Source organism: Deminuibacter soli, from assembly GCF_003412455.1.
In the GTDB taxonomy this organism is placed as follows: Bacteria; Bacteroidota; Bacteroidia; order Chitinophagales; family Chitinophagaceae; genus Deminuibacter; species Deminuibacter soli.
Genome location: NZ_QTJU01000001.1, coordinates 1,126,437 through 1,148,812, shown reverse-complemented (window position 1 = coordinate 1,148,812; position 22,376 = coordinate 1,126,437). Strand labels below are relative to the sequence as shown.

The 22,376-nt window shown below is 45.2% G+C and carries 20 protein-coding genes; 8 read left to right on the top strand and 12 right to left on the bottom strand.

What is annotated here, in order from left to right; all coding sequences use genetic code 11:
• Nucleotides 1–533: 533 nt before the first annotated feature.
• Entirely contained in the window at nucleotides 534–1,520 is a 987-nt protein-coding gene (gene nadA / locus DXN05_RS04980; RefSeq protein ID WP_245975126.1) for a quinolinate synthase NadA, read from the top strand.
• A gap of 75 nt (nucleotides 1,521–1,595) precedes the next feature.
• Here nadA and DXN05_RS04975 read toward each other — a convergent pair whose 3' ends face one another.
• From DXN05_RS04975 to ybeY, 5 genes are all read right to left on the bottom strand, one after another.
• Nucleotides 1,596–2,327, bottom strand: coding sequence for a peptidase associated/transthyretin-like domain-containing protein (locus DXN05_RS04975; RefSeq protein WP_116846073.1), 732 nt, complete (start codon nucleotides 2,325–2,327; stop codon nucleotides 1,596–1,598).
• A 154-nt stretch (nucleotides 2,328–2,481) separates the two neighbouring features.
• Nucleotides 2,482–3,978, bottom strand: a complete 1,497-nt coding sequence (locus DXN05_RS04970; RefSeq protein WP_158559127.1) for a T9SS type A sorting domain-containing protein — start codon at nucleotides 3,976–3,978, stop codon at nucleotides 2,482–2,484.
• Between the two features lie 148 nt (nucleotides 3,979–4,126).
• Nucleotides 4,127–5,326: a hypothetical protein gene (locus tag DXN05_RS04965; protein WP_147313838.1), complete on the bottom strand. Its 1,200-nt coding sequence runs from the start codon at nucleotides 5,324–5,326 to the stop codon at nucleotides 4,127–4,129.
• Nucleotides 5,327–5,524: 198 nt separating this feature from the next.
• Nucleotides 5,525–7,393, bottom strand: a complete 1,869-nt coding sequence (gene mnmG, locus DXN05_RS04960) for a tRNA uridine-5-carboxymethylaminomethyl(34) synthesis enzyme MnmG (protein ID WP_116846070.1) — start codon at nucleotides 7,391–7,393, stop codon at nucleotides 5,525–5,527.
• A gap of 431 nt (nucleotides 7,394–7,824) precedes the next feature.
• Nucleotides 7,825–8,262, bottom strand: coding sequence for an rRNA maturation RNase YbeY (ybeY, locus tag DXN05_RS04955; protein ID WP_211329978.1), 438 nt, complete (start codon nucleotides 8,260–8,262; stop codon nucleotides 7,825–7,827).
• Nucleotides 8,263–8,343: 81 nt separating this feature from the next.
• Here ybeY and DXN05_RS04950 point away from each other — a divergent pair, with 81 nt between their 5' ends.
• A complete protein-coding gene (locus tag DXN05_RS04950; protein WP_116846069.1) occupies nucleotides 8,344–8,571 on the top strand; it encodes a FeoA family protein in 228 nt (75 codons plus the stop codon).
• A gap of 24 nt (nucleotides 8,572–8,595) precedes the next feature.
• Entirely contained in the window at nucleotides 8,596–9,177 is a 582-nt protein-coding gene (nadD, locus tag DXN05_RS04945) for a nicotinate (nicotinamide) nucleotide adenylyltransferase (RefSeq protein ID WP_116846068.1), read from the top strand.
• A gap of 3 nt (nucleotides 9,178–9,180) precedes the next feature.
• Here the strand turns inward: nadD and chrA are convergent, their stop codons facing one another.
• The 5 genes from chrA to recQ form a co-directional block, all read right to left on the bottom strand.
• A complete protein-coding gene (gene chrA, locus DXN05_RS04940) occupies nucleotides 9,181–10,443 on the bottom strand; it encodes a chromate efflux transporter (protein WP_116846067.1) in 1,263 nt (420 codons plus the stop codon).
• A gap of 33 nt (nucleotides 10,444–10,476) precedes the next feature.
• Nucleotides 10,477–11,421, bottom strand: coding sequence for an isopenicillin N synthase family dioxygenase (locus DXN05_RS04935; RefSeq protein WP_116846066.1), 945 nt, complete (start codon nucleotides 11,419–11,421; stop codon nucleotides 10,477–10,479).
• Nucleotides 11,422–11,598: 177 nt separating this feature from the next.
• Nucleotides 11,599–11,856 (bottom strand): hypothetical protein, encoded by a 258-nt coding sequence (locus DXN05_RS04930; protein ID WP_116846065.1) that lies wholly within the window; start codon nucleotides 11,854–11,856, stop codon nucleotides 11,599–11,601.
• 158 nt (nucleotides 11,857–12,014) lie between these two features.
• Entirely contained in the window at nucleotides 12,015–12,491 is a 477-nt protein-coding gene (locus DXN05_RS04925; protein WP_116846064.1) for an ExbD/TolR family protein, read from the bottom strand.
• 136 nt (nucleotides 12,492–12,627) lie between these two features.
• A complete protein-coding gene (gene recQ / locus DXN05_RS04920) occupies nucleotides 12,628–14,949 on the bottom strand; it encodes a DNA helicase RecQ (RefSeq protein ID WP_211329977.1) in 2,322 nt (773 codons plus the stop codon).
• A 194-nt stretch (nucleotides 14,950–15,143) separates the two neighbouring features.
• Here recQ and DXN05_RS04915 point away from each other — a divergent pair, with 194 nt between their 5' ends.
• The 3 genes from DXN05_RS04915 (at nucleotide 15,144) to DXN05_RS04905 (ending at nucleotide 18,204) form a co-directional block, all read left to right on the top strand.
• A complete protein-coding gene (locus DXN05_RS04915; RefSeq protein ID WP_116846063.1) occupies nucleotides 15,144–16,106 on the top strand; it encodes a KpsF/GutQ family sugar-phosphate isomerase in 963 nt (320 codons plus the stop codon).
• 73 nt (nucleotides 16,107–16,179) lie between these two features.
• Entirely contained in the window at nucleotides 16,180–17,262 is a 1,083-nt protein-coding gene (locus tag DXN05_RS04910) for a mannose-1-phosphate guanylyltransferase (protein WP_116846062.1), read from the top strand.
• A 36-nt stretch (nucleotides 17,263–17,298) separates the two neighbouring features.
• A complete protein-coding gene (locus DXN05_RS04905) occupies nucleotides 17,299–18,204 on the top strand; it encodes a DUF72 domain-containing protein (RefSeq protein WP_116846061.1) in 906 nt (301 codons plus the stop codon).
• A gap of 69 nt (nucleotides 18,205–18,273) precedes the next feature.
• Here DXN05_RS04905 and DXN05_RS04900 read toward each other — a convergent pair whose 3' ends face one another.
• The gene (locus DXN05_RS04900; protein ID WP_116846060.1) at nucleotides 18,274–18,429 is read right to left on the bottom strand and encodes a DUF1328 domain-containing protein; all 156 of its coding nucleotides are present in this window, start codon (nucleotides 18,427–18,429) and stop codon (nucleotides 18,274–18,276) included.
• A 99-nt stretch (nucleotides 18,430–18,528) separates the two neighbouring features.
• Nucleotides 18,529–19,575, bottom strand: coding sequence for a nucleoid-associated protein (locus tag DXN05_RS04895; RefSeq protein WP_116846401.1), 1,047 nt, complete (start codon nucleotides 19,573–19,575; stop codon nucleotides 18,529–18,531).
• 393 nt (nucleotides 19,576–19,968) lie between these two features.
• On the opposite strand from DXN05_RS04895, the gene DXN05_RS04885 reads away from it, so the two are divergent.
• Together DXN05_RS04885 and DXN05_RS04880 are read left to right on the top strand one after the other, a co-directional pair.
• Nucleotides 19,969–20,823: an AraC family transcriptional regulator gene (locus DXN05_RS04885; protein WP_116846059.1), complete on the top strand. Its 855-nt coding sequence runs from the start codon at nucleotides 19,969–19,971 to the stop codon at nucleotides 20,821–20,823.
• A gap of 33 nt (nucleotides 20,824–20,856) precedes the next feature.
• Nucleotides 20,857–22,365, top strand: coding sequence for a TolB family protein (locus tag DXN05_RS04880; RefSeq protein ID WP_116846058.1), 1,509 nt, complete (start codon nucleotides 20,857–20,859; stop codon nucleotides 22,363–22,365).
• Nucleotides 22,366–22,376 lie beyond the last annotated feature (11 nt).

The following is a 22,376-nucleotide window of genomic DNA, read 5'->3' as shown; positions in this document are numbered from 1 at the left end:
GCCGCTGCTTTTCCCGATTTTTCCGTTCCGCCGGATTTTTAAGCCGTCATTAAGGCCATCCGCCATGCCCGGGGAAAAATTCCGGTTCCACGCCGGTAGCGTGGAACACCTTTCAACATCAACCTGTTAACAAGGGTATATTCCTGTGGATAAACCCGGTTTTTGACTTTTGCGAAAGTGCATACAGGTGGAACAATTTCAGCCAATTTTAAGAAATTGCCGGAATACCGGTTTTTGCACACGAATTTCCACCAGTTAACTAACAGTGCATATCCTGTGAATTGGGTATTGTGTAAAAACCCGCATTGAAATATCCCCCGTTGTTAAAAAATGCCGCAAATCCTTTTGCCTATTGAATTATTGATTGTGAGCTAATTGTGAATTACGGTGGATAATGCCGTAAAAGTTAACTTTGTTCTGTGGGGATAAGTAAGTTATCCCGTTATACACACCCGTAATAGTAATAGGGTTTTTATATAAATAATGTATTAATACATAATAATACGATGGATATCAACATTTCAACAGCAAAATTGAATTTGGAAAAAAACGGCTTCCTCGATGTGGATGTGGATCCCACCATTGATCTGTTCGCGGAAATAGAACGGTTGAAAAAAGAAAAAAATGCCATCCTGCTCGCGCACTATTACCAGGAGCCCGATATCCAGGATGTGGCCGATTATATTGGCGACAGCCTGGGCCTGGCCCAGCAGGCTGCCAAAACCGACGCAGACATCATTGTTTTCGCCGGCGTGCATTTTATGGCCGAAACAGCGAAGATCCTCAACCCGCATAAAAAGGTGCTGCTGCCCGATTTAAAGGCAGGCTGCTCCCTGGCCGACAGTGCACCTGCACCGCTGTTCAAAAAGTTTAAGGAGCAGCACCCGGATCATATTGTGGTATCGTACATCAACTGCTCGGCCGAGATCAAAGCACTGAGTGATATTATCTGCACCAGCGGCAATGCAGAAAAGATCATTGAAAGCATTCCGGAAGATCAGCCTATCATTTTTGCACCCGACAAAAACCTCGGTGCCTATCTAAACAAGAAAACGGGGCGCAACATGCTCCTCTGGAATGGCGCCTGTATGGTGCATGAGATTTTTAGTTTGGAGAAGATTACGCGCCTTAAAATGCGTCACCCGAAGGCAAAGCTTATTGCTCACCCGGAGTGTGAAGACCCGATTCTGCGTGAAGCCGAATTTGTGGGCAGCACCACCCAGCTGCTGAAGTTCGCGGTAAAAGACGATGCACAGGAGTATATCGTGGCCACAGAAACAGGTATCCTGCACCAGATGCAGAAAGATGCGCCGCATAAAACATTTATTCCTGCACCACCCAATAACGCCTGTGCGTGTAATGACTGCCCGCACATGAAACTGAATACGCTGGAAAAACTGTACCTGTGCATGGAACATGAGCTGCCGGAAATTACGATGAACGAACAGCTGCGCGTGGCAGCGCTGAAGCCCATTGAACGCATGTTGGAGATTAGCCGTGCCGCCGGACTTATTGGATAATTAACAACACACATTGGGTTATCCACATAAACGAATGCCGTATCCACAGATACGGCATTTTTATTTCTGATGCATTTAAAAGCGTAGTTGTGGGTAAACTGGTCTTCTTCGCTTGGTGGCGATGTAGTTTTTGTATGATTGCTGGATATAATAACCCAGTTCCAGGTCGTTGAACAATTGCAGCAATTCGTAGGAAGGACGGTAAGTGTTCATAAAGATGTCAACATTCGTACTGTCTGCATTGGTGAGCTGGCGTACCAGGCGTTTGGTAAAACGGTGGTCGATATATTTATCCTGTTCCTGTTGCAGTAATCTTTTTTGCAGTGCCATCATCGAGCGCATTTTCTTTACGCGGAACATGTCAATAATAGCATCAAGATCTAAACCTACGGTTAAACTGCCCGGTGTATAAGTAGAAGGCGGATTGCTGCTGGTGGTTAACCGCGGTTTGCGGTAATTGAATATTTTGGCATAGTCGAGCCTGTTTTGTACGGAATCGAATTTGTAGTTGCTCGATCTAACCCTTACTTCAGGCAGCAGGTGAATATCCACATGCAGGGCTATTTCAAAAGCCGCAGTATTTTCAATAGTATCCACCCTGTACTTCATGGTATTTTTCCCGAGGTACGAAAACCAGATAGAATCTCCCTGCCTTACCGGAACACGGTATTTACCCAGGGTATCGGTAATGGCTACACCGCCGCTGGTACTTAAAACTGTAACGGCTTCAACCGGGCGTTTGTTGGTGTAATCGTATACAGTGCCCTGGATGTCCCAGCGTTGCAACTGGGCATACGACTGTGCCATACAGCAACAGCAAAACAAACAAATAAACAGTTGTGTAAAGTTCCTGCGCAAAGGCTTACTGTTGAATTTTGGAATACTACGAAACTACAGGATTACTGTTTGTATTCCGTTCATTTAACGAGGATTTTACACTTATCTACAATCACGCGCAAGCCTAGTTTTCTTTAATCACTTTCAATGAAGTAATCAGCTTTTTGTCTTTTGAAACAATGAGCACGAGATAGATGCCCGATGCGTAATGGTGTATGTTGAACCTGGTGTTAGGCCCAGGCACACGCTGCTCTTCCAGTTTTCTGCCGAGGTAGTCGTAAATGCCGATGCTGGCCACCTGGGTATAGTCGGCCACTGTAACGGTAAACTCGCCAACAGTGGGGTTGGGATAAGCAATGGCAAAGTTGTTGCCCACACCCGGGATAGAGCGGACTTCTGAATATTTGCTGACGCCGATTTTATAAATCACGTTCAAACGGTAATAAATCGGGTCAGGATAATACACATCATTGTCAGGAAAAGTATAACCCACTTCGCTGGTGGCATTTACGCTGCCAATGGTTGTCCAGTCCAGCTCATTGGTTTTTCTTTTCTGGATATCGAACCGTACAATACGATTGGTGAATAAGGCGTGCCAGTCGAGCCTTGCAGCAACCGGGCTTAACCTGGTTGCTGTGAAATCAATCAGCTCACGTGGATATTGGTAATGCGTGGTATCTTTTGTAAGCTTGGTAAGTATGTACAGGGTATTGGCCGGGTCATTGGCAAATATCCGTGTGTTGGTGCCGGCAATGGTAATGGGTGCACCCGTGGTTAACAAACCGGGATTTTTTGGCGGCCCGTAAATTTCCCCGGCGTCCCAGCTGCCATTTATATTGTGCGCAACATACGCCCCGTCCCTGTTATCAAAAAAGATAAAAGGTTCTTCCGGTATATTGTGCTGTAATGCCACGCTTCCCTGCAGCGGGTTGTCTACCGCAGCCAGCAGCCAGGTTTTGTTGATGGAACGGTGACTGATATCGGTACCGCTTAATCCCTGGTCAAAAGTTTTATCAAATACACGGCCCTTGAAATGGTTGGTAACACCGGTGTTGTTTACAGACATAGGTGTGTAGGATGTATCTGTGCTGCCAATAGGAAAGATGAGGCTGTCGGTACTTTTATTCACACTTCTGAAATGGATAAAGCCACCCATGGGTTGTGTGCCGGTAACCACATACCGTTTATCTGTAAATCCTTCAATTGACCCGCGGTTGATATCCGTGCCAATCACCAGGCTCGATCCGTTAAGATAGATATTCCCGTTACGCAGGTACAGTTGCCTGCGCACAGCGAGGTCGCTGCTGTCATCCAGTTGTAAACCTGCCGCGTTGTTTAATGCAAGGGAAGCAAAACTGGGGCCTTTCAGGTTTATCGCGTCATAACTGCCGATAATGTTTTGCCGGCCAAGATCACCGTAACGTGTGCTTGGTTGCTGGAAATTAACAACGCCACCATTGTTTAAAAATCCTGTGGGGGATTCATCAACAAGCGTGGCGCTTTTGGTATTGATCCACTTCTTTCCAAAGAAATACAAATAACTGCCTGTTTCCTGTGCAAGGCTGCCGTTAATGAATATATTACCATACAGGGCGGCAGTATCCTTATTAAAAAAAAACATACTGGTGTTATTGTGCAGGTAAATGTCTTCAGTTTGCGCAATAACAGGTTGAAAATATATTAAAATTATATTTAATATAATTGTCTTTTTCAGAATGCTTTTCAATATGCTTATACCTGTCATGGGCTGAACATAGAATAACAGGTGATTACTGTTTGTCTATAATATACCAGCTGGTTCCGTCGGTTTGTATTTTTATAAACGAGTAGTCGTTATAAATAACATAGGTGGTATTTACCAGCCCTTCAATATTGCCCTGTACGTTTACTGCATTGTCCAAACCACCACCGATTTTCTTGATAATATAGGTACGCCCTTTTAATCCCGTGGGGTCAGGCAGCGTTAGGGTAATAGTGGCAGCGGGGTTTGCGAGTACCGTGTAATCATCACTGTGTATGGTTTCAGAACTGGTGGTTGTTCGTATGTTCAGCGAAAGACTGCCCGCGACCTGCAGGTTTGAGTTGGGAGTACCGGTGCCGCTTACCATCACAGAATCCCTGTATGATTTTGTACCGGCAAATCTTTGTGATACCACTGATACACCACCAGGTAAAGTTTCTGTGGCTGCATGTAATATCAGAGAATCTTTCGCGCTGCCAACACCTGCTCTTTTTTCCAGGCCGGTTACAAAACCGGTTGTATCAAAATTGCCTATGATGAATCCCTTGAACGTAGCCGAATCCAGTGTTCTGCGAGACACTGCACCGGTTGCCGTATTAATCACCAGTACTTCATTAAAGGCACTGTTCGCTTGCAGGTTGGTTAAATACAAACTGTCTGTTGAAACCAGGTTAGGCGCTTTTACTGTATCCAGTGCAAATACATGCTGACCGGTAATGCTATCTGCCCCTGTAATGGATTTTGTAACAGTAAGTTTATTGGCAATTGATACATCACCAGTTACGCTGTCGATCACCATTCTTTCCAGGCTGTTGGTCACAATACGGAGGGCCCGCTGATCGAGGGTTCCTAAAAATGCATTGGTGGTAGCAAGATTGTTTCCTTTGAGATTCCAGCTTGTAGTTGCAGTAGAAGAATCGGTAGTAATGCGCTGCCATACACCTGATTTGCGGATGTACAAACCGCGGCCGGTTCCTGCGGCAGGATCCAGGTAAATCATCATACCATCCGGGGGAACGAGCGCATTGATGTCAAGTGTATCGGCCAAACGTGGCAACAGGAAACCTTGCCTGGTGCTTTGTAATTCGAGCAGGGCCGACTTGGTAATGGTAGTTGGGTTGTCACCAATTTTCAACTGCGCCTTAACGCCCGTTGATGTAATCAGAGACAACAGCACCAACGACAGAACGGTTAGCGCGTTTTTTTTTAGAAGGTAGAAAAATCTCATAAGAGAAGTTTTAGCTTGGTTACGTAAACAGGGATTCTATAAGTAAAAGTTAAATTGAATAGGAGATAAAGAGAGCGTTCATTTTATTCAAAAGGAGAAGGGCTACGCATTGCAGGGTCAAGTAGTGTAGCTAAAAAAGCAGGCCGGGTGAAGCGATTAAGCTTACCCGGCCTGCTGAATATATCATGTAAGGAGTTCTTACCTGCCCATATATACCATCAGTATCTGTACATCACTTGGGTTTACACCACTTATCCTGCTGGCTTGCCCCAATGTGCGCGGCTTTATTTTATTGAACTTTTGTAAGGCTTCATTACTCAGTGAACCTACCTTGCTGTAATCAAAACTGTCAGGGATAATGGCTTCTTCCATTTGTGACAACTTGGTTACCAGTTCCTGCTCCTTCTCAATATATCGTTCATATTTTACCTGTATCTCTGTTTGCTCCAGTGAATCAGCTGTTTCATTTGCCAGTGCTGCAGCCAGGGAAGGCATGGCGTTGATCATAGCAGCCAGGTCGATATTCGGGCGCAACAGCAGTTTATTGGCACGTTGTTTTTCGGTGAGCACTGCAGAGCCAATTGATTCAAGGTACTGGTTAGCCTCTGACGGATCAATGGCAAATTCATTCAGGGTTTTCCTGATTCTTTTTACAGCATCTTCCTTAGCCAATACATTCTCCATTCTTTCCTGTTTGGCCAAACCTAAGCGGTAGCTCATCGGCGTTAAACGGAGGTCGGCATTATCCTGCCTTAACAACGTGCGGTATTCGGCGCGGCTGGTAAACATACGGTAAGGTTCTTCGGTTCCCTTGCTGATCAAATCATCGATGAGCACACCAACGTAAGCATCACTTCTTTTCAGGATGAAGGGTTCCAGTTCCTTTGCCTTCTGGTGCGCATTAATCCCTGCAATTAATCCCTGGCAGGCAGCTTCTTCGTAACCGGTGGTTCCGTTGATCTGGCCTGCAAAGAAAAGATGGCTGATGATTTTGGTTTCCAGTGAATAGGTTAACTGTGTAGGGGGGAAGTAGTCATATTCAATGGCATAACCCGGGCGAAAGAAACGTACATTCTCAAAGCCGGGCACCATGCTCAATGCTTTATACTGCACCTCATCGGGCAGGGAAGTTGAAAAGCCATTTACGTAAATCTCTACGGTATTAAAACCTTCCGGCTCTACAAACAGCTGATGCCTGTCCCTGTCGGCGAAGCGATTAATCTTGTCTTCAATGCTGGGGCAATACCTTGGACCCACCCCTTCAATACGTCCGGTGTACATGGGACTGCGATCGAACCCTGTTTTCAGCATATCATGTACCTGCTCGCTGGTATAGGTAATGTAACAACTGCGCTGTTCTGCCGGTGTAATCTTCTTTACATCCAGGTAAGAGAACCCGGTAATTTCTTCATCACCTCGCTGCTCTTCCATTTTCGTGTAGTCTAGACTGCGGCCATCTACCCTTGGTGGGGTGCCGGTTTTGAGGCGATCGGCTTCGAAACCAAAAGTCACCAGCTGCTCCGTAATACCGGTTGCGGCATTTTCACCGGCACGGCCACCACCCAATTTCTTTTCACCTATATGGATGATACCATTGAGAAAGGTACCACTGGTTACAACGACACTTTTTGCCTTTATTTCGTTACCCAGACCTGTAACCACACCGCAGGCCCGGTTGTTTTTAATAATGATTGACTTCACCATATCCTGGTAGAAATCTACATTGGGGGTATTTTCCAGCATCTCCCTCCATTTGGAAGCGAAGAGCATACGGTCGTTTTGAGCCCTGGGGCTCCACATGGCAGGACCTTTACTCTTATTCAGCATCCTGAATTGGATCATGCTTTCATCTGTGACAATGCCACTGTAACCACCTAAGGCGTCTATCTCCCGTACAATTTGTCCTTTTGCAATACCACCCATGGCGGGGTTACAACTCATTTGTCCAATGGTTTGCATATTCATCGTAATCAGTAATACCTTACTACCCAGGTTAGCAGCAGCAGCGGCAGCCTCAGACCCGGCATGACCTGCACCTACTACTATTACATCGTATTCTGGAAACATTCCTCTAATAATTTTTGCAAAGATACAGTTCCTACAATAGCCTACGTTCCACGTGGAACGTGAGATGGCAGGCAGACTAGTTATTTTACAAATTGATTACTATGTTCCACGTGGAACGTTGGGGTGTTTAATGTTAAAAGTTTAAAGTTTAAGGTTTGAAGTTGGATGGCAGAATAACCGAAGATGATTGATTTTCTACCACAGAGAAACACAAAGGGAAAACCCACAGAGATCACAAAAAGGTATTATTTAAACGATATTAGGTGCCGGTATTACCAATCAAGACATAATGAAAATAAACATAATGGGTTCCTTTGTGAACTTGGCGGGGTTTTCCTTTGTGTTCTTTGCGGTTAAAATATCAAATACACTTAACTAAACAACATTGAATTGTATATACCTAGCTTTTGTTCCACGTGGAACGTTTCACATTATTGTTTGTCAAGGAATACCAGGTATTTTTTTAAATAGAGATCTTCCATTTTGCGCATGTTTACAGCGTCGGCCTTACTCTTATCCTTGTATCCGCACAAATGCAGCGCTCCGTGAAAAATAACGCGCCGGGCTTCTGTAGGGTAGGTGGTCTCATGGGTTTTGGCGTTGTCTTTTACCCGGTCTAGGCTAATATATACTTCCCCAATGGTTCCATTACCCTCACTCAGGTCAAAGGTGATAATGTCTGTGTAATAATCGTGCTGCAGGTGATCCCGGTTAATCTGCAGTAAATAGTCGTCTGAACAAAAGATATAACGGATCTCCTGCAATGGGTGTTTCTCCTTCTTAAAGATGGTTTCTACAAATTGCTTGAGTGCTGTTTTGTTAGGGATGGTCAGTTGCCGGTCGGCAGAATGGAAATATACCTTAGTCAATGTTAATGTATTTTTGTCTCTCCAAAATTCGTAACAAATACACGATCTGCGAGCTTACTTTTGTAAATATATTTAGTGAACATGAAGCGTTTATCCGAAATAGGCATAGGTAAAAAGGTGGTGATTCATTCTTTTGAAAATGACGATATATTTATCAAGCTGATGGAAATGGGTTGTATACCGGGTGAACTCATCAGGGTAGAACAGGTGGCACCGCTGGGTGATCCCATTTCTATCTCGGTTGCAGGGTATAACCTGAGCCTGCGGTTAAATGAAGCAGATCATATTTTTGTAGAAGAGATTGTTTAACCAAACTTCGCCGTACAACCCCACATGAAAGTAGGTCTTTACTTCGGTTCCTTTAATCCCATCCATGTTGGTCACCTCATTATTGCCAATTATGTGGCAGGTTTGGATATTGTGCAGCAGGTATGGCTGGTGGTATCGCCGCAAAATCCGCTGAAGCCTTCTGCAGGTTTGCTGAATGAGTACCACCGTTTACACCTGACCAGGCTGGCTATTGATGGTGCACCCAACCTGAAGGTTACTGATGTAGAATTTAAACTCCCCAAGCCATCCTACACCATTGATACCCTTACTTACCTGCATGAAAAATATCCCGGCCACGAGTTTGTGATCATTATGGGCTCAGATAGTTTTCAGAACCTGCCCAAATGGAAGAACTTTGATTTGCTAAAAAGGGATTACTCTTTTATCATTTACAACCGTCCCGGTTATCCGGTTACAGATACTTTCGGAACAAAACATACCATTGTAGATGCACCTTTGCTGGAAATATCAGCTACGCAGGTGAGGCAAATGATACGGGACGGACGTTCGGTGAGATATATTGTTCCGGATAAAGTGCAGGAAGAGATTGCAGCCAACGGATACTACAGCAAAAAACAAGGATAGTGGTCAGGAGAAAGTAACCAGCCATCCCAGCAATAAACATCCTATTACAATAAAGGGCGGACGTATTTTGGTAAAACCCAGTAGTAGAAAGGTAGTTACAATTACTGCAATGTTCAATGAATGCTCCACAAAGCCATTCATGATATCCATCGATATGTTTTTGGTTAAGTACAGGGTAGCACCGCACATAATACCTACCACAGCGGCATTAATGCCTTCCAGCGAACGGTAAATCACTGCATACTTCTTCAGGTTATTCCACACCGGGAAAAAGAATAATACCAGTAAGGCGCTCGGCAAAAACAGGGCAATGGCGCCTATAACACAGCCGAGGACCTGCATGGCCGGGCCTTTTTCCCTGAATAACATGCCTCCTGTAAATGCACCAATGGAAAAAACAGGCCCGGGTATAGCACGTACAATGCCTGAGCCGGTGAGAAAATCGCTGTGCGACATCTGCAGTACGCCGGGGTTATTTATTTCTACCTGTTTGGTTTCAGGGCGTACCACGTACTGTTCGTACATCATGGGCATCAATACATCACCACCGCCAAATACCAGGCTGCCAAAACGGTAAAAGTTTTCGAAAAGGTTGTATACACCGCGACTTTTCCATTCCTGTTTACGGGCAGTTTCACTGAGAAAGCCGGCCAGCATAAACAGGGCGAAAAAGATGAGAATATTTCCCCATTTGATCTTTTTAGGCGGGATACCCTTTTGCGGAATACGTTTATCACTAAAATTGGTGGCGATACCTGCTGCTATGATTACACCGGGGAATATCCAGGGGGTTTTAAACAGGAAATAGGTGAGCAGCACCGAAGATGCCATGATAATGCGGGTAATGGGGTTGTGTACCGACTTGCCAAACAACCGGTAGGCCGAATAGGCAATAAAGCCAACCGCCATGGGTTGTATAAAGCGCAGGGTTTGTACATTCAACGACTTGTCTGCCATGTAATCCAGCAGGAAAGACAAGGCACCCATGATGGTACAGGCCGGCAATATCCAGATAATGAGTGTGAGTATGGCCAATGGTATGCCACCACGTTTATACCCGATTAAAGTAAGCGTTTGTGTAGAAGAAGCGCCTGGCAGCATCTGGCAAAAGCCGTTGTACTCCATTAGTTCTTCTTCTGTAATATCATTGCGTTGCTGAACAAAAGTCTTCAGCATCATTCCCAGGTGACCCTGCGGGCCACCGAATGCTGTGATGCTGTGTAAAAAAACAGCTCTGAGGAAAGGTATATGTCGTGTTACAAACAAGTTTGTTCAGGGGGGATGATATTACTGCATAATCTATTTCTTCAGTCCTATTTCCCTGAGCCTTTCATCAAGGTATTCACCTGCAGTAGCATCGGGGTAAGCTTTGGGATGCGCCGCATCAATACACGATGGCAAACAGGCCAGGCTCATTTCACTGCGCGGGTGCATAAAAAAAGGCATGGAGAAACGGCTGGTATGCCATAGTTCCCGGGCAGGATTTACCACGCGGTGGGTGGTGCTGCGCAGCTTGTTATTGGTAAGCCTTTGCAGCATATCGCCTACGTTTACTACAATTTGTTCAGGTAAAGAAGTCACGTTTACCCAATCGCCCTGTTTGGTTAAAATCTGTAAACCATCTGCAGAAGCACCTACCAGTAAAGTGATGAGGTTAATGTCTTCATGCTGTTCAGCGCGGATGGCTGATTTTGGTTCGTGTGTAATGGGCGGGTAGTGAATGGCGCGTAAAATGGAGTTGCCATTGTGCAGGTGCGGTTTAAAATAATCCTCATCCAGCCCAAGGTAAAGGGAAATGGCCTGTAACAAGGCATAGCCGCTTTTTTCAAAATGGCGGTAAGCCGAGAACAGTGTTTTATCGAATGGTGGAATTTCGGGTACATGCACATTGTCGGGATATTCCGATTCAATGGGGTCATCGTCTTCAACGGTTTGACCGTACTGGAAAAATTCTTTTAAATCAGGTGCTTCACTGCCTTTGGCGTGTTCGCGGCCAAAGCTGGTATACCCACGCTGGCCTGCCAGTCCCTCAATTTCGTAATGCAGTTTTTTCTCAAGCGGCAGGGAGAAGAACTGCTGCACGTATTCGTATAACGCAGCAATCAGTTCATCGGGGATGCCGTGATTTTTTACAGCAACAAATCCTACTTCTTCATAAGCTTTCCCGAGTTCCTGAACGAAAGCTTTTTTCTCTGCCTCTGTTCCATTGGTAAAGCGGGAAAGGTCTACAACTGGTATAGCCATGGCAAACAAATTTTAAAATAAAATAATTGGTGCCCGGGGCAAAGTACAAAACTATCTTTTAGCCGGTGTGTATCTGAATAACTTTTAGGTGAATGGTGAGCTTTTCCAGAGTTACGGGCAAAAAAAAGTCCCACCCAAATAGGCAGGACGATAGTATACATACCCCCAATTGAAAGACTAATTCTTGATAAAGCGAACCGCTTTAATAAAGTGCTCACCCAGAAACGCGTTCATCACATAATTCCCGTCACTGAGGTCACTCACATTGATATGCAATTGTTGTGCCCCTTGCTCTACTTTTTCGATGATGGTTTTCGCGATTCTGCCCTGAACATCCAGGAACTTTAAGATAAGATCGCCGGACTTGCTAGCAGCTACTTCGAGAAGACTTAAGCCTTCCTGTACAGTAAATTGTATATTTCCGGTGGCGCGCATAGTAGCGAAATTAAATAGTGTTTTTAACTGACTTATTCAAGGTTATATAGTAGGCTACCCAAATATGATGCCAACGAAAAACAAAACGCTGCGTAGAGAATTGCATTTAAATGGTTTTTTAACCAAATCCAGTATTTTTTTACCAGTTTATAAGCTTTCTATAGCAGTACGTAATGCTGTACCCCGTTGATACGCATCTCGTCCAGTACAGACACCAACTGCTGCAAACTGGCTGCATCTGTTGGCTTAATTAGTATAACTGTTTCGCGTGCGTTGCCGAACTGATGTTGAACGGTATTCATTTTTTGCTGAATTACGTTTCTGACACCGATTGCATAATCGGTTTTGTAGGTGTGGAGGCTGTCGTTGCCGTTGTAATAAACAACATGATCCCCGTTCAGCTGTAGCTGTAATGTTTTATCGTTGCCCACTTCTGTAGGAGATTGGGTTGGTTTGTCATCGGGCATCACCATATCCAATGCCTTTGGCGTGGTTAAAGTAGTTGTGAATATAAAGAAGGTGATGAGCAGGAAACCCAGGTCTACCATGGGTGTGAGGTCAACACGGGTTGATAATTTTTTACCTTTTTTTCCGTGTACATGCCTGTTATTTTGGGTTGAGATTATTTCTGCCATAGCTGTATGTTTTGTAATTGAGATGCTATGGATAAAAGTTTCCACAAAATGAGGAACAGAATTGGGGATATACGAAAGTGCCGGAACAGCTGTTCCGGCACTGGTTATATTAAACGGATTATCGCTATCAGTTTACCTAAATACCGTATTCGCAAAGGAACTTGATACGCATAATTTTCAGCTGTTCCCAGTTATAATCGCTTTCGGCCATTTCTTCCTGTGCAAGCTGTAAAGAAGAGGTTTCACAGTTGCGGAAGTAGTCGATAATTTCATCCTGTTCATCTTCATCGAGCAGGTCATCGATGGCGTAATCGAGATTAAGCCTGGTACCGCTGGCAACAATGGTTTCCATTTCTTCGAGCAAGGCATCCAAACGGAGATCCTTGTTGCGGGCGATGGTTTCGAGCGGTATCTTTTTGTCAACGTTCTGGATAATGTAAATCTTGTTGTTGCTTTTATTGGCAACACTTTTCATTACAAAATCATCCGGTTTTTCAATATTGTTTTCTTCTACAAATTTGGCGATCACCTCAATAAAAGGTTTGCCATACCGCAGGGCCTTGCCCTTGCTTACACCCTGGCATTTTTCCAGTTCCTGCAAAGTGGTAGGGAACAGGGTAGCCATATCCTGGAGCGACGATTCGAGGAAGATCACGAAAGGAGGCAGGCCTTTTTTCTTGGCTTCCTTTTGGCGCATTTCCTTGAGCATGGTAAACAGGCGTTCGTCTGCAGCAGCATTACCGCCAGAGCCGGTGTCACCTTCTTCATCATCCTCGGCATTGGCATCTTCGAACAGGTTGTTCAGTACAATCTGGAAAGAAGCAGGTTTTTTCAGGAATTTCTCGCCCTGTGGGGTAAACTTCAGCAGGCCGTATTCTTCAATGTCTTTTCTTAACAGATTTTCGAGCAGCAGCTGGCGGATAAGGCTGTTCCAGAAATGTTCGTCCTTGTCTTTACCGATACCAAAAACCGGTAAGCTTTCGTGGCGGAACATATTGATCTGGGGCGTTAATTTACCCAGCAGGATGTTAACGATATAATCGGCAGCAAAACGTTCGTCAAGCGACTGAACTACTTTCAGCACTTTCACGGCTTCGTCTTTTGCTTCAATTTTTTCTTTGGGGTTAAGACAGTTGTCGCAGTTACCGCAGTTAACCGTATCCCATTCTTCACCAAAGTAGTGGAGCAGAATTTTACGGCGGCAAACACTGCTTTCGGCGTACGATACTGTTTCGTTGATTAACTGTGCACCCACTTCGCGTTCGCTCAAAGGCTTATCACGCATCAGGTGTTCCAGCTTGGCTACGTCTTTATGGCTGTAGTACAGCAAACATTTGCCTTCGAGACCATCACGGCCTGCGCGGCCTGTTTCCTGGTAATAGTTCTCGATTGATTTGGGGATATTGTAGTGAATAACGAAACGGATATCGGGTTTATCGATACCCATACCGAATGCGATGGTAGCTACAATCACCTGCATGTCTTCGTTCAGGAACTGATCCTGGCGTTCGGCGCGCAATTTGGCATCGAGCCCTGCATGGTAGGCCACGGCTTTAATACCGTTGGCTACGAGTATTTCGGCCAGTTCTTCGGTGGTTTTGCGGTTAAGGGTATAAATAATACCGCTTTTGCCCTTGTTCTGCGAAATAAAGCGAACAATGCTTTTAACCGTCTGGTCTTTTTTAACCTTGGGCAGTATTTCATAATACAGGTTACCGCGGTTAAAAGAGGAGATGAATATATTGGGATTGCGTAAGCCGAGGTTTTTAACGATATCGCTCTGCACTTTTGGTGTGGCGGTAGCGGTTAAGGCAATAACGGGAACGCCCGGATTTATTTCATCCATCATTTCACGAAGGCGGCGGTATTCGGGACGGAAATCGTGGCCCCATTCTGAAATACAGTGTGCTTCGTCAACAGCAAAGAAGGAAATGTGCAGGTCACTGAAAAACTCGAGGTTTTCCTGTTTGGTAAGTGTTTCAGGTGCAACGTAGAGCAGTTTGGTTTTGCCGCTGAGCAAATCTTCTTTTACCTCGCGTTGCTGGCTCTTACTGAGTGAGGAGTTGAGAAAATGCGCCACATCGTCTTTTTCGCTGTAGCTGCGTACCAGGTCAACCTGGTTTTTCATGAGTGCAATAAGCGGGCTAACCACAATGGCGCAGCCTTCGAGCATCATGGCCGGTAACTGGTAGCAAAGGCTTTTGCCGCCGCCGGTGGGCATAATTACGAAAGTATCGTGGCCGTTTAACAGGCTGTGAATGGCTTCCTGCTGGCGGCCTTTGAATTGTTCAAATCCAAAGTGTTCCTGGATGCCTTTTTCGATGTCGTGCCGGTGTTGTTGGGTGATAGCGTTAGCAGTTACAGGTTTAGCGCGTTTAGACGCGCTTTTTTTTGGGGTTACAACCTCATCCGTTGCCTTGGCGGCGCGGGGGGATGCTTTTTTAGTACTTGTTGCCATTTCTCAAAGATTTCCTTCCCACAGTACGGGATGTCAATGATAAGATACTTAATGCCGGTGTATAATACAAGCCAATCGCTAATCGTGTGGTGTAATTCCTTTCAGGACAACTCATTTTTTTGAAAGGGTAGCGAAGTTACTAACGATAAGGATAATCAGGAAGAGTTTGGTGTTAAAGTTTAATTTTGTTGGGTATGACACCAATAATAGCTAAAGCCCGGGAAGTAATACAGCAGGAAGCCGGATGTATACAGGAAATGGCCGGATTTTTAAGCGATTCGTTTGAAAAAGCGGTTAAAACCGTGAGCACCTGTAAAGGGCGCCTGGTAATCAGCGGTATTGGCAAAAGTGCCCTGGTTGCACAAAAAATTGTGGCTACGCTCAATTCAACGGGAACCCCGGCACTATTTATGCACGCAGGAGATGCCATTCACGGCGACCTGGGGATGATTCAGCGCGATGACGTGGTGATGATCATCAGCAAAAGCGGTGAAAGCCCGGAGATTAAAGTGCTTGTTCCGCTGATTAAACATTTCGGCAATGTGTTGATTGGCATGGTGGGCAACACACAATCGTTTCTGGCGGCGAACTGTGATATGGTATTAAACACCACCGTAAAACAGGAAGCCTGTATTAATAACCTGGCGCCAACCACCAGCACAACCGCGCAGATGGTAATGGGCGATGCACTGGCCATATGCCTGATGGAATTATCGGGTTTTACGGGCCAGGATTTTGCCAAATACCATCCCGGCGGCAACCTGGGCAAACGGCTTTACCTGCGTGTAGCGGACATTTACCGCAACAATGCAAAACCGGCCGTTGTAACCGGCGCATCGCTGAAAGAAGTCATTGTAACCATTTCGAAAAGCAGGCTTGGTGCGGCAGTGGTGGTAAGTGACGAAGGGCAGGTGCTGGGTATTATTACCGATGGCGATGTGCGCAGGATGCTGGAGCATGTAGATAACCTGACGGGTATAAAAGCCGGAGATATGCAGCACAACAAACCGGTAACCATTGCCCCTGATATGCTGGCGGTAGAAGCGCTGGATGTATTGCGCCGGCACGATATCAGCCAGCTGGTGGTAACAGATGATAACAACGGTTACCTGGGTATATTGCACCTGCACGACCTGGTGCGTGAAGGAATAATTTAATACGTTTGTTTTCAACCAGATACCCTCTTGCTTGCTAAGTACAACAGCCTATATTTGACAGAATAAATATTGTATGAATAAACATCACTACGTGGCAATCATGGCCGGTGGCATTGGCAGCCGGTTCTGGCCTAAAAGCAGAACCAGTTATCCAAAGCAGTTTCTCGATATTTTAAACACCGGCAAAACCTTAATTCAATGGACCTATGACCGGTACAAGCGCTTTATTCCTGAAGAAAATATTTATGTGGTAACATCCGCAGAATATGCAGGTATTGTAAAAGAGCAGTTGCCTGCCATCCCTACTGAAAACATTTTGAGTGAGCCCAGCCGCAAAAACACGGCGCCCTGCGTGGCTTATATTTCTTTTAAATTATTGCAGAAAGATCCTGAGGCTTCTTTGATAGTTGCACCCAGCGATCACATGATTATTGATATTGAAGCATTTGAAAAGGTGTCGAAACAGGCGCTTGATTTTGCAGCCACGCACCAGTCGTTTGTAACGCTTGGCATTAAACCAACTTACCCCAATACCGGTTACGGTTATATTCAGCATGAAACTGCTGCTGCGGCCGAAGATGTGTATAAAGTAAAACTGTTTACAGAAAAGCCTAAGCTTGAAATGGCGCAGACTTTCCTGGCCAGCGGCGACTTTTTATGGAACGCCGGTATTTTCATCTGGCAGGCTAAACACGTGGTAAAAGCGTTTGAGCAGTTTCAGCCGGAAATGTATGATTTGTTTGCGTCGGAAAAAGAGCATTTCAATACACCTGGCGAGCAGGAGGCTATTGACCGTATTTACCCGCTGTGCTCGAGCATTTCTATTGACTATGCTATTATGGAAAAGGCGAGCAATGTATTTGTGATCCCTGCTTCTTTTGGCTGGAGCGACCTGGGTACATGGAACAGCGCTTACGACAATCTTGAAAAAGATTACCTGGGCAATGCCATTGCAGGTGAAAACGTAATGGTGGTAGATGCCAGCAAATGCATGATCAGCGCACCGCACGAAAAACTGCTGGTACTGCAGGGGCTGGACGATTTTATTGTAGTAGATACCAAAGACGTACTGCTTATTTGCAAGAAAGAAAAAGAGCAGGAAATCAAAGAATATGTTGCAGAAGTAAAACGCAACAAGGGCGAGAAACATTTATAACAAGTACAGTCTGCCGCGTAACTGCAGACATTCGATATGGATTTTGGAAAATTAACACCAGCCGAGCTGGAAGAAGTAAATTTTGCCCTGCCGGCAGAATCTGCATGGAATAAAAAAATATTACCTGCAGGTAAGCCGGTGGCGCACCCGCAGGTGTACATTGGCTGCGCCAAATGGGGCAGGAAGGAATGGCTGGGTAAAATTTATCCGAAGGGCACAAAAGACGCGCAGTTCCTGGATCATTATGTGGATCATTACAATTCAATAGAACTGAATGCCACACATTACCAGGTGTACGGTACGGATACGATTTCGAAGTGGGCGGCAAAGGCAAAGGGGATGGATTTTAAATTCTGCCCCAAAATTCCGCAGAGCATCAGTCATTACAGCTCGTTTGTAAATGTAGATGCTACCACCGATAAATTCCTGGAAGGCGTACTGGCATTTAAAGACCACCTTGGGCCGATATTTTTACAGGTAAGTGATAAATACGCGCCCACGCGGAAAGACAATTTGTTCAATTACCTGCTATCGCTTCCGAAAGACCTGCAGTTTTTCCTGGAAGTACGGCACCCGGATTGGTTTTCGGATAAAGGGGCTTTTAAAACATTACTGGAAACACTGCATGCAGGCAATATCGGTTTAATTATCACGGATACAGCAGGCCGCAGGGACTGTGCACACATGCACCTTACTATTCCCAAAGCCTTTATCCGTTATGTGGGTAATAGCCTGCACCCAACAGATTACACCAGGATTGATGAATGGGTAAAACGCATTCAGTACTGGCTTAAACACGGGCTGGAAGAACTGTACTTTTTTATGCATATGCATGATGAAGCATTGTCACCTGAGTTGACCGTGTACCTGGTAGATGCGCTGGAAAAGAAATGCGGGCTGCAGTTAAAGCGACCGAAGTTTATACAACCTGGGTTATTTTAAGCAACAAACCTTTCTGTAAAAAATATTGTAAGGCCGCTCCCGGAAAGGAGCGGTCTTTTTCTATTTTGTTTAGCCCCTGCCGCGGATAAGCGAAAGCAGGAACAATACGATAAAAATGAAAAACAATATTTTGGCTATCTGTGCGGCCCCGGAAGCAATTCCGGTAAAACCAAAAATGGCAGCTATAATAGCGATGATCAGGAAAGTAATCGTCCAGCGCAGCATAATACAGTATTTTAAGGTAAGGAATAAGAGACTACCCCATATGCACCCATAAAATATGCCAAAGCATGCAGGCCCAGGTTAGTGTAACGCCTGCGGCAATTAGTTTTCCTCGTCGTAGTACAGCTTATAGAATTTCTTATCGCTCAGCTCATCATAACCACGCTCAATTAAATCGCGGCGGCCGTGAATGTATACGTGGAAATTTTTGTCGAGTTTGAGTACGGTTTTAAATTGTTTGGCCTGTTTTTGCACGGCGGAAAGGTGAATATCAAACTCGTCTTCTATTACCACATTTTTAGCCGATTCGTAGGTTTGCTTGTAATCCCTGAAAGCATCTACCACTTCTTCGTGGTGAATAACTTCCTGCGCAAACGATTCGAGCGTAAACGATTCGTTGTTTTTGAAATAGTCCATCGACCGGTTGAGCAAATCGATCTGGTCGCTTTTGGAAACATCGAATTTCTCCGCGTATTCTTTTGTGATAAACTGCTTGCACATACCCAATGTGTTGTTGGTATTGTGATAGCTGTCTGCATACGGCTCTACCTGTAAAAAATCTTTGATCCAGTATTGGGCATCGCTTTGCTTGTTGGTATTGTCAACCACACAGGCCACATAGCCTTCGGTCGTATTCTTTTTAAATACCAGGCAGCCTTTATCGAGTTTATTGATGTTGACACCTTCTTCGTGAATTACTTCGAGACTTTGGCCGTGGGGGAATACCCTGAGAAAGGTTTCTTTGGTTTCTGATTTGAACATGCCGATGGCCTGCACATAATCTCCATCGAAGGGTACATTATCGAAATGGGCTACATAAAATTCCCCTTCCTTTACTTTTACGTGGGTACTTTTTGAGTAAAGAAAATTGGCCAGCAGTGCTGAGTTGGGAAGAAAGTTTTTAGCGTCTTCGAATATCTGGAAAATATAGTGGTACACCTCGTTGAGCTGGAGGTCGCTGATATGGGTAAAACGGTACTGCTCGTTTTCATTAAAAGCACCGAGAAAATATTTGGTAAGCAAACCGCTTACAATTTCATCGTTCAGCGTGAGCGGGTTGGCAGAAAGCTTCAATATTTCGCTGCGTGTAGGGTTGCCTACTTTGTGAACGATCACCTCTTTCAATTGTACACTGTCAATACCTGTCATGCCGCGAAGATAATAAAGCAAGGCAAACCAGGCAGGGGGTAATTCGCCTGCCTGGTTGTGTGCACTAGTGTATTTCTATTACCTGGCCGTTCGTCGCGGCTTAAATTGTCAATAGCATAGTGGGCGGGAAGGGCTGTCGGCACCAATTTCAGGTGCGCCGCCTGCTTCAAACTGCATGGAAAAGGAAATAACAAGTCTGGCATTATCCGGCCAGAAGTTGGGGGGCGGGCCTGGGTGTTGCTGCGAAGACCGTGCCGGTGTAAGCCATCCCTGCCGCACTGGCAAGGCTGCTCATTTCAATAAAATCATCCTTGTAAATTTGATAGGGCAAAGCTATTTACGGATTGAGGGAGAGCTGTTGCATAGTTCAATGGAAAACCGGTACTTTTATATATGAAGCGATATATCCAGCATAATTTTCTGAAAGTGTCGCATTTTGCTGTGCACGAATGGCCGCATCCGGAGCACAACCACAACCATATTGAAATTATTTTTGTACATGAGGGCAAAGGGCTGCATAAATTGAATGGCGTTTCTTACGCCTACGCAGCCAACAGTATTTTTGTGCTGGGTCCTTCAGACTATCATTCTTTTGAAATAGAAGAAAAAACGCAGTTCACCTTTATCAAATTCACCAATATTTACCTGAACGGTATTGGCAGCATTACCGTGCAAAGCAACTGGAACCAGTACATGGACGAACTGCTGATGCACGCGGGTAAAAAAGATGCCGTAGCCCTGAACCGGGAAGGTGATGCCGCTACCATGGACAACCTGATGCGGCTGGTGGCAAAAGAATGGCTGGAATCGAAAAATGAAAACAACGAAACCTTATTTTTCCTGATACAAACCGTATTGTCGGTTATTAAACGCAACCTGGTAAGCAACCAGTACCCGGAGCAAACCCGGCAGGGCGATGAAAAGCTCACGGCTATCATACAATATATCCACAACAATATTTACTCCCCCGAATTGCTGCATGTTGAACAACTGGCCGATTTATTTGGTTATTCACGTAATTACCTGGGTATTTATTTAAAAGAGCAGCTGGGCATAACACTGCGTGAGTATATCAACAATTATAAACTAAGCCTGGCAGAAAACAGGTTAAAATACAGCGGGTTTACCATTAAGGAAATCAGTTATGAAATGGGCTTTACAGACCTCAGCCATTTCAATAAATTTTTCCGCAAAATGAAAGGACTGTCTCCAAACGAGTTCAGAACACAGTGGCAACCGGGCAGGTAGGCAGCAATAGCATGTTTTGTAAAAATTTACTATATGCAGAAAGTAAAAATCAGTTTGCTTTGCATGGCATTGCTGTTACAACTCAACAGGGTTTTGCCGCAAGGCGGAAAAGGTATTTTCGAAGGCGGCACCGATGTAGGGAATATACAGTTGAAGGGTTCCCTTACTTACAATAATGCGCTGCAGCAATATGGCATCACCGGGTCTGGCAACAATATCTGGTTTAACCACGATGCATTTTATTATGCATGGCGGCAGCTGACCGGTGATTTTATTTTGCAGGCAAGGGTTTCATGGGTGGGCAAAGGAAAAGAAGCACACCGCAAGGCAGGATGGATGGTGCGTACAACATTAGACAGCACATCGGCCATGGTATGCGGTGCTGTACATGGCGATGGCCTTGCCGCCCTGCAATACCGCACAGCAGCAACAGCCAATATAGAAGAACAAAGAATGACGGTGAAGGCACCTGATGTGCTGCAGCTGGAGCGTAAGGGCAATAAATTTATTCTTTCCGCAGCTGTATTTGGTGAGCCATTTGATACCATTGCGGTATCGGATGTACAGCTGGGTGAAAAAGTATACGCCGGTTTATTTGTTTGTGCACACAATGCACAGGTTACAGAAAAGGCACAGTTCAGCAATGTACGTATTATTGTGCCTGCACCGGATAGTTTGCTGGCTTATAAACAATACCTGGGCAGCCACATAGAGTTGCTGGATGTACATTCGGGCAACCGCAAAATTATTTATACGGATAGCACCACCTCTTTACAGGCGCCTAACTGGACACACGATGGCAAGGCATTATTATACAACAGCAAGGGATTGATCTATCACTTTGATCTTGCCACTAAAAAAATAGAACCGCTGAATACAGGCGCAGTTAAACAAAACAATAACGATCATGTGCTTTCTTTTGACGGGCGTTGGCTGGGTTTAAGCAGCAATGGCAACAATGCAGTTTCCGGTTCGCTGGTGTTTACAGTACCGGTAACAGGTGGTGAACCCAAACAAATAACACCGGTTGGCCCCAGTTATTTACACGGCTGGTCGCCCGATGGAAAGACCTTGTTATTTACCGGACAGCGAAAGGGTGATTTTGATATTTACAGCGTGCCGGCAGCTGGCGGAGAAGAAAAGCAACTGACGAATACACCGGGCCTGGATGATGGCAGCGAATACAGTCCTGACGGGCAATACATCTATTTCAACTCTGTGCGAAGCGGTACCATGCAGTTATGGCGTATGCGACCCGATGGCAGCGGGCAAACCCAATTAACCGATGATGGTTTTAATAACTGGTTTCCGCATGTTTCACCTGATGGAAAACAGATCGTATTTCTTTCTTTTAATAAAGATGTGGCACCGGGCGATCACCCGTTTTATAAAAGGGTATATATACGTGTAATGCCGGTAAGTGGCGGAGCACCCAAAGTGCTGGCTTATGTATATGGCGGGCAGGGCTCAATGAATACACCGGGCTGGTCGCCCGACAGCAGGCACATTGCTTTTGTAAGTAATTCGGGACGCCTGCAATAATAAAACACAAC